This window comes from Mesorhizobium sp. M7A.F.Ca.MR.362.00.0.0, assembly GCF_004023175.1.
Classification (GTDB): Bacteria; Pseudomonadota; Alphaproteobacteria; order Rhizobiales; family Rhizobiaceae; genus Mesorhizobium.
In genome coordinates this window covers 1-218 of sequence record NZ_RZTF01001216.1, presented here as the reverse complement: position 1 = coordinate 218, position 218 = coordinate 1, and the positions used below count along the sequence as shown (strand labels likewise).

The following is a 218-nucleotide window of genomic DNA, read 5'->3' as shown; positions in this document are numbered from 1 at the left end:
CAATCATCGCGGGACCGAGTACGAAACCGAGGGCATTGGCAGCGGTATAGACGCCCATGATCCGCCCGCGCCGCTCTGGCGCCGCGGCCGCGTTCAGCGCCGTTTCGGCGACGATGAACATGAGGCCTGCACCGCAGCCCAGAATCACGCGGGCCGCGAAGACCGGCCAGAAGTCCCGCAGGAAGGCCAGCGCCACGAGCGCCGCCGCCAGCAGCCCC

General features: G+C 70.2%; 1 protein-coding gene. It reads right to left on the bottom strand.

The features are described 5' to 3' along the window. On the bottom strand, positions 1 to 218 hold a 218-nt coding region (locus tag EOC06_RS39690), incomplete at both ends, for an MFS transporter (protein ID WP_128310226.1).